General features: G+C 63.7%; 1 protein-coding gene and 1 pseudogene. Both read right to left on the reverse strand.

What is annotated here, in order from left to right; all coding sequences use genetic code 11:
- Positions 1-347 precede the first annotated feature (347 nt).
- A pseudogene (locus tag A8G15_RS28615) lies at positions 348-539 on the reverse strand (acyl-CoA dehydrogenase); the annotation flags it as partial.
- Positions 540-749: 210 nt separating this feature from the next.
- Positions 750-1,925, reverse strand: a complete 1,176-nt coding sequence (locus A8G15_RS28620; RefSeq protein ID WP_068166588.1) for an ATP-binding protein — start codon at positions 1,923-1,925, stop codon at positions 750-752.
- Positions 1,926-2,275: the final 350 nt, after the last annotated feature.

Below are 2,275 nucleotides of genomic sequence, written 5' to 3' on the forward strand. Positions count from 1 at the left end.
GGGGCGTGGATCCGGATCGTTGCCCCGGCGAGGCGGACTGCGTCGACGACGACGCCGGTCAGATGCGGCAGTAGTGCTGTCAGGGGCGCAAGGTCACACCATGACGATCTTGGTCTATACGGAATCGTCCCTGATCAGGGGTACGCCAGGACCTTCACGGAAAGTGCGACAGATCCAATTACGTGACGGACCAACCCCTCAACCTGAGGAATTACATGACCGCTGACACGGCCACTGGATCGGCATTGACATCGCCCCAAGCCCTCAACCACAACGGCACCATTCGCGGATGGACATGGCCCACAGCGCACGCGATGACCTCACCCTTGCGTCCTCCAACGCGATGGCAGCAGGGCGCGCTCGGGCTTACGACGTCCGTCGGCCGAAGCCGAGTCGACGAACTTCGTGATCTCGCCGGCGACGTGGGCGAGTGCCCCACCGCGGTCGCAGGCGATCTTCCAGAACAAGTCCTGCGCCTGGACGGCCATGGTGCTCTCGTACCGCGAATCGATCTTCGAGCCGCGGATGCACTGCTCGACGTTCCCGGCGGTGGGCGCGTCCCTCGATCCGCTGGACTTCTCGGTCGTCCACGCGGTAACCCGGCGGCTCACGCGCGTGAAGACGTCGTTCGTCTTTGCCGACGGTCGTGCACTTCATGGCTGCCCCTACCGTTCGCTGTGCTGTTGTGAAGACACACCTTCCACAGCGAGCGACGGTGGGTGTTCCGGTTCCGCAGCCGGGGGCACAGGTCAGACAGTAGGTTGACGCCGAATGAAATCCGCCATGCCGGGCACGGTGAACGCGATCCGACCGTGCTCGGGCGCCCAGATCAGGCCCTTCTTGATCGCAGATTCACGGACGTCGCTGACACCGCTCGTGCTCACCCCCATCAGCTCGGCCACCTTGCCCGACCGAGGTGCATCTTCACCGGTGGCGGCGAGGGCCGTCAGATAGCGGCGTTCCCTGTCCGTCGCCCGATTCCACCGGGAAGGAAAGAAACCTTCATCGAGGTGGCGCCGCCCGACCTCGACGGCAAGCTCTGCATCTTCTGTCTGGAACGGTGCCTCCGGTGCAAGGTTCCAGATGGCCTTGCCAAACTCCTGCAGGAAATACGGGTAGCCGCCGCTGGCGGTGACGAGCACGTCGAGCGCGTCGTCGGTGAAGTCACCTCCGTGTTGACGAACCGGGATCCGCAGCGCATCGGCGGCCGCGTCTCTGTCGAGGGGACCGACCGTGCTGTAAAGGAACTGACGTTCGGCGTAGGAACGGTTCTCGGCCAGGATGGCAGGCAGGTTGGGAAGACCGGCGCCGATGAGGAAAAACGGCCACTCACGTTGGCTGGCCCGGTGCTGGACGGTCAACAGCGCCGAGAGCAGGTCAGCGTCGAGGTCTTGCATTTCGTCGATGAACAGACCGAAGGCGCTGCCCCGCGGTTTGAGTGCGGAGGTGATCGCTTCGACGAGTTCCTCGATGTCGAGGTCGATGTCGCCGCTCGAGGCGGCGGGTTGAGAGGTGCCGACGTTGACGGTGGCCGGCCCGAGACCGATTTCGACGGAGAATCCGCGAGCCAACTCGATCAGGGGGTCGATGAGTTTCTGAAGCTTGTGCTTGCGGCTGTACCGGCGCAAGCCGACAGTCAGTTCCTGACCCAGTTTGGCGCGCACAGCGGCGGTACCGGCAGCGTTGGGTCGCGCTTCGATACCGATGGTCAGCCAACCCTCCCGGTCAGCGTGTTCGGCGAGAGTGTTCAACAAGGTCGTCTTACCGACTCCACGCAGGCCGGACAGGACCATACCCCGGTCGTAGTTGCGTCGTTTGCTTCGCGCGACGAGCAAGTCGAACGCCTCGATCTGCTGGTCCCGACCTTCCAGCGCGGGAGGCCGCAACCCTGATCCGGGCTTGAACGGGTTCAGTTCCAGATCCATATGGAACAGTATAGACGGATATGGAAAATCTCCCATACTCCCCCATATAGTTCCCGAAGTTTCCCGATTCGCCGCCCTACATCACCCCGGCACTCTCCTGGACGGCGCAGATCACCTCACAGAACTACACAATCTCGCGCAGCAGCATGTCGAAGTCGCCGAGGGTCTCGGAGAACCCGGTCCGTTCAGAATCGTCGTCGGTGGGTAGCCCGACACGATAGGTGGCCGCGGTGCTCGTCATCTAGCCCGTGCACCGCATCATCCTTCGCTACCGTGCCGACCATGGGCACGACCCTGCACGCACCCCACCCCTGGCCGCACATCACCGCCACCCTCCGCGGCCCAGGCCC

Origin of the sequence: Rhodococcus phenolicus, from assembly GCF_001646785.1 — a bacterium.
In the GTDB taxonomy this organism is placed as follows: domain Bacteria; phylum Actinomycetota; class Actinomycetes; order Mycobacteriales; family Mycobacteriaceae; genus Rhodococcus; species Rhodococcus phenolicus.

What these genes read in the sequence shown, in the direction of transcription:
- A8G15_RS28620 (WP_068166588.1), bottom strand. Translation starts at nt 1,925, where the DNA reads ATGGATCTGGAACTGAACCCGTTCAAGCCCGGATCAGGGTTGCGGCCT.